Raw genomic sequence first — 4,976 nt, forward strand, 5'->3', positions numbered from 1 at the left:
TCAGCAGGTGCTCCCGCCGTCCACGACCAGCGTCTGGCCCGTGGTCCAGGCGCCGGCGCGCGAGGCCAGGTAGACGGCGGCGCCCGCCAGGTCGTCGGGCTCGCCCAGGCGCCGCAGCGGCGTGCCGCTGCTGGCGCGTTCCTCCCCGGCCGGGGTGTCCCACAGCGCCTTGGCGAAGTCGGTCTTCACCAGGCCCGGCGCCACGCAGTTCACCCGGATGTTGTGGGGCCCGAGCTCCCTGGCGAGGTTGCGGGCCAGCTGCATGTCGGCCGCCTTGGAAATGCAGTAGGCGCCGATCACCTCCGAGCCGCGCAGGCCGCCGATCGAGGAGACGATGATGATGGAACCGTCCTTACGTTCCTTCATCTCCGGGACGACCATTTTGATCATCCAGTTGTTGGCGATGATGTTGTTGTCCAGGATCTTGCGGAACGCGTCGTCGGGGATGTCGAGCTGCGAGCCATAGAACGGGTTCGACGCGGCGTTGCAGACCAGGATGTCGATCTTCCCGAACGCCTTGCGCGTCTCGTCCATCAGCCGCTGAAGGTCCTCCTGGCTGGAGATGTTGGCCGGCACGGCGATGGCGTGGCCCGGCTTCCTCTCGTTGATGCCCGCGGCCACATCCTCGCAGGGGCCGGCCTTGCGCGAGCTGATCACCACCTTGGCGCCCTGTTCGGCCATGCGCTCGGCGATGGCGCGGCCGATGCCGCGCGACGAGCCGGTGATCACCGCCACCTTGCCGTTGAGGTCGAAGAGCCCGCCGGTGCTGACCTTGGGGGCTTCCAGAACTTGGCTCATCGGGCGCTCCTTCCGGCCAGGGCTTGGCCAAACGTTTGTTTGAAGTTGCGGCCATTTGCGATGCCGGGCGCCCTTTGGTCAAGCAGGGGGCCGCGCCGTCACGCTTCAAGCCGGAAATAGACCCGGGCCGACGATGCCGTATCTTCGAATCCAACGGCGGCCGCCGAGAGCCGCCCGGTATCGGGGGAGACGGCATGCGCAGCTCAGTGAAGCTGGCGGCGGCGGCGTTCGCGGCGGTCCTGGCGCTTGCAGGCGGAGCCCACGCGCAGGGGCAGCGGGTGCAGTCGGCGAACCAGCTGCCGCACGCCGGCCAGGCGATCTACCGGCTGCATTGCGCCGCCTGCCACGACAATCCCGAGGCCACCCGCTCGCCGGCGAAGACCACGCTGGAGGCGATGAGCTACCAGACGCTCAACTTCGCCCTCACCCAGGGCAAGATGCAGGCTCAAGGGTCGGCGCTCACCGACGAGACCCGCGGCCAGCTGATCAGCTACCTGACCGGCAAGACCCAGCGCACCGTCGAGACCTGGAGCAAGGCCATGGCCTGCACCGGCGCGCGCCTGGCCGTCGACGTGAAGGCTGCGCCCACCATCGCCACCTTCGGCTTCGACGCCCGCAACACCCGCACACTCACCGCGCGCCAGACGGGCCTCACGCGGGCGGCGCTGAAGAAGCTGGACCTCGCGTGGGCGATCGCCTTCCCGGACGTGACCATGATGCGGGCCCAGCCGGCGGTGATCGGCAAGAGCGTCTTCCTGCCCGTCGCCGAGGCCGGCGCGCTCTACGCCTTCGACGTGAGCGACCCGGCCAAGCCCTGCGTCAAGTGGGTCTACAACTCCCCCGGCGGCGCCCCGCTACGCTCGAGCCCGTCGTACGGCGTCATCGACGTTCCAGGCGAGAAGGGGGGCCGCCCCGTGCTGGCCTTCTCGGGCCTGGATTCCACGGTCCACGTCGTCGACGCCCGCACCGGCAAGCCGCTCTGGACCAAGAACGTCGCCGTCTACTCCTACTCGATGACGACGGGCGTCCCGCGCGTGCTCAAGGACCGCATCATCGTACCGATCTCGCAGTTCGAGATCAGCGTCGGCGGCGACAACAAGGTCTCGTGCTGCAACAACCACGGCGTGGTGCTGTCGCTGGACCCGGCCACGGGCGCGCAGCAGTGGCGCTACGACACCATGCCCGAGGCCCAGCCGGTGAAGGCCGACCGCGGCGACGGCAAGCCGCTGTTCGGGCCGTCGGGCGCGCCGATCTGGAACTCGCCCGTCGTCGACGAGAAGCGCGGCCTGATCTACTTCGGCACCGGCGAGGCCAACTCGCCGCCGGCCCACCGCAACACCGACGCCCTGATCGCCATCCGGCTGAAGGACGGGACCGAGGCCTGGAGCATGCAGGCCACGGCCGACGACATCTTCACCATCGGGTGCGGGCCCAACCCGCCGCCCAACCGGCTCAACTGCGTCAAGGAGACGGTCTTCCGCGACGTGGACTTCGGCGCCTCGCTGATCCTGGCGAAACTGGCGAACGGCCGCGACCTGCTGCTGGCCGGTCAGAAGTCCGGCACGCTGTGGGCGCTGGAGCCCGAGACCGGCAAGGTGGTCTGGCGGCGCGACATCGGCTCGGGCGGCCCCATGGGCGGCATCCACTGGGGCATCGCGTTCGAGAACGACCTCATCTATGCGGGCATCTCGAACGTCGGCCGGGCGATCCCGGGCGCGGCGGCCTTCGACCCGAACCTGCAGATCGGCATGTACGCGGTCGACGCCAACACCGGCGAGTTCAAGTGGCACTACACCGTGAAGCCCGACTGCGCGGGCGAGCGGGGCAAGAAGGCGCCCCGCTGCGAGCGGGTCTACGGCTTCTCCGGCGCGCCGACCGTGATCGACGGGGCGGTGCTGCAGGGCAGCCTGGACGGGCGGCTGTTCGCGCTCGACGGCAAGACGGGCGCCGAGCTCTGGCGCTACGACACCCTGCGCGAGTTCCAGACCCTGAACGGCGTGCCGGGCAAGGGCGGGGCGTTCGACGCGGTCTCGATCGTGGGCGTGAACGGCCTGGTCCTGGCCGGCTCTGGCTACGGCATGTTCGGCCAGGCCGAGGGCAACGTCCTGCTGGCGTTCCGCCCCAAGCCCTAGCGGCAGGCGCGGTAGCGGCCGCGGTCCAGGTGCAGATGGTCGCGGTGCGCTGAATTGTAGTCGGGACTGAGCACTGCCGAGAACCAGCGGCACGCGCCGTCACGGCTGCGGCGCAGGAACCGGCCCTCGGGCCCGCGGTCCGCGAAGTGGTGCAGCACGCTCACGCGGCGGCCCGAGGCGGTGCGGAAGGCGGCCACGTCCAGGGCGTTCGCGAACGCGTGCTGGCTCTTCATGCCGGTCGCCCGACCATAGAGGTTGCGGCAGGCGTAGGTCCCGTAATGCTCGACCTGCGCGATCGGCTCCCCCAGCTCGGCGCGGGCGGCGGGCTGCACGGCGTGACGGGTCCAGAACGCGTACGCCAGCGCCTCCGGGCAGGTCATCACGGGCGCAGCGGGCGCGAGTGGCGCGGCCGGGCTCTGCAGGCGCACCGTGTTGCGGGTCGAGCAGGCGCCGGAGACCCGCTCCGGCTCGTCGACGAACCGCACCCGCCCCTCGGTCAGCACGGCGCGACAGCGGGCCGGGTCGCCGGCGGCCATGGCGAACTTGAAACCAGTGGCGAGGCCGACGGGCTCCTCGAGGCGCAGCGGCGTCCACGGCAGGTCCTCGGGCGGCGCCCAGCGGACGATCGCCACGCCCAGCAGCAGGGCGGCGATGACGAGTTCGACGAGGATCGACCAGGCGGCGGCGAGGGCCAGGATCTCGGGACGCGGACGGGGCACCCCTTGTGAATGACGCCGCGTCCTTGCGGTTCAAGGGAGCGCCCGTCAAAGCTTGGCCGGGATCGGGAGGAGAAGCGGCTAAGCCCCGCAGGCCGAGCGGGGACACAGGGCTTGCCGTTCCGCCGCGGGACCAATAACTCCATCAGGACGAACTCCGAGCTCAAAGGCCCCGAAATGCTGAAGTGGATTTCCTACCTCGACGACGAGGACGGCGAAGACGAGGACAAGGGCCGCCTGCCCGACATGCCCATGACGTCCGGACCGGTGCAGAACGCGCTCTTCAAGTCGCGCACCGTGCTGATCTTCGGCGAGATCGACATGCGCCTGGCCGAGCGGGTCACCGCCCAGATCACCGCCTTCGCCGCCGAGAGCGACAAGCCGATCCGAGTGATCATCAACTCGCCGGGCGGCCATGTGGAGAGCGGCGACACCGTCCACGACATGATCCGCTTCTGCGGAGCTCCGGTGAAGGTGATCGGCACCGGCTGGGTGGCCTCGGCCGGCGCGCACATCTTCCTGGGCGCGAAGAAGGAAGACCGCCTCTGCCTGCCAAATACCCGCTTCCTGCTGCACCAGCCGGCAGGCGGCGTGCGTGGCCAAGCCTCGGACATCCAGATCGAAGCCGAGGAGATCATCAAGATGCAGGAACGCGTCAACCGGATGATCGCTAAGGAGACCGGCCAGAGCTACGAGCGTGTGGTCAAGGACACCCAGCGGAACTTCTGGATGAGCGCCGAGCAGGCCGTCGACTACGGCCTCGTCGGCAAGATCATCACGGACGCGAGCGAGGTCTAGGGCCTTACCCATTCCGCTCATCCCGGCGAAGGCCGGGACCCAGATGGAATGGCTGCGGGTGTGGGTTCGAACAGCTCTGCGCTGATCCAGTCAGCCTCAGCGCTTGGCGATCTGGGTCCCGGCCTTCGCCGGGATGAGCGGAGGTTGGGATGACCGAACCGTGGTGGAAGGGCGCGATCCTCTACCACGTCTACGTCCGCAGCTTTTTCGATTCCGACGGCGACGGCCATGGCGACCTTCCGGGCGTCATGGCCAAGCTCGATTACATCCAGAGCCTGGGGGTCGACGGGCTGTGGCTGTCGCCGATCCATCCCTCGCCCAACCGCGACTGGGGCTATGACATCGCCGACTTCGAGGGCGTCCAGGCCGATTACGGCACGCCCGAGGACTTCCAGGCGCTGCTCGACGAGGCCCACGCCCGGGGCCTCAAGGTCGTGCTCGACGAGGTGCTCAGCCACACCTCCGACGTCCATCCCTGGTTCGTGGAGAGCCTGACGGGCGGCAAGGATGGGCCCAAGGCCAACTGGTACGT

Annotated in this window: 5 protein-coding genes; 3 read left to right on the forward strand and 2 right to left on the reverse strand. The window is 69.3% G+C overall.

The features are described 5' to 3' along the window. Nucleotides 1–798: an SDR family oxidoreductase gene (locus VGD44_RS26450; protein ID WP_331091802.1), complete on the reverse strand. Its 798-nt coding sequence runs from the start codon at nt 796–798 to the stop codon at nt 1–3. A gap of 194 nt (nt 799–992) precedes the next feature. Between VGD44_RS26450 and VGD44_RS26455 the strand changes: the two genes are divergently transcribed. After that, a complete protein-coding gene (locus tag VGD44_RS26455; RefSeq protein ID WP_331091805.1) occupies nt 993–2,930 on the forward strand; it encodes a PQQ-binding-like beta-propeller repeat protein in 1,938 nt (645 codons plus the stop codon). On the opposite strand, the gene VGD44_RS26460 is transcribed toward VGD44_RS26455, so the two are convergent. After that, on the reverse strand, nt 2,927–3,649 hold the full coding sequence (locus tag VGD44_RS26460) for an extensin family protein (protein WP_331091807.1): 723 nt from the start codon (nt 3,647–3,649) through the stop codon (nt 2,927–2,929). The genes VGD44_RS26455 and VGD44_RS26460 overlap by 4 nt on opposite strands. Before the next feature lie 174 nt (nt 3,650–3,823). On the opposite strand from VGD44_RS26460, the gene VGD44_RS26465 reads away from it, so the two are divergent. Next, entirely contained in the window at nt 3,824–4,444 is a 621-nt protein-coding gene (locus VGD44_RS26465) for an ATP-dependent Clp protease proteolytic subunit (protein WP_331091810.1), read from the forward strand. Nucleotides 4,445–4,593: 149 nt separating this feature from the next. Then, the coding region (locus VGD44_RS26470) for an alpha-amylase family glycosyl hydrolase (protein ID WP_331091812.1) at nt 4,594–4,976 on the forward strand (383 nt) is incomplete at its 3' end.

Origin of the sequence: Phenylobacterium sp. (assembly GCF_036402295.1) — a bacterium.
Taxonomy (GTDB): Bacteria; Pseudomonadota; Alphaproteobacteria; order Caulobacterales; family Caulobacteraceae; genus Phenylobacterium.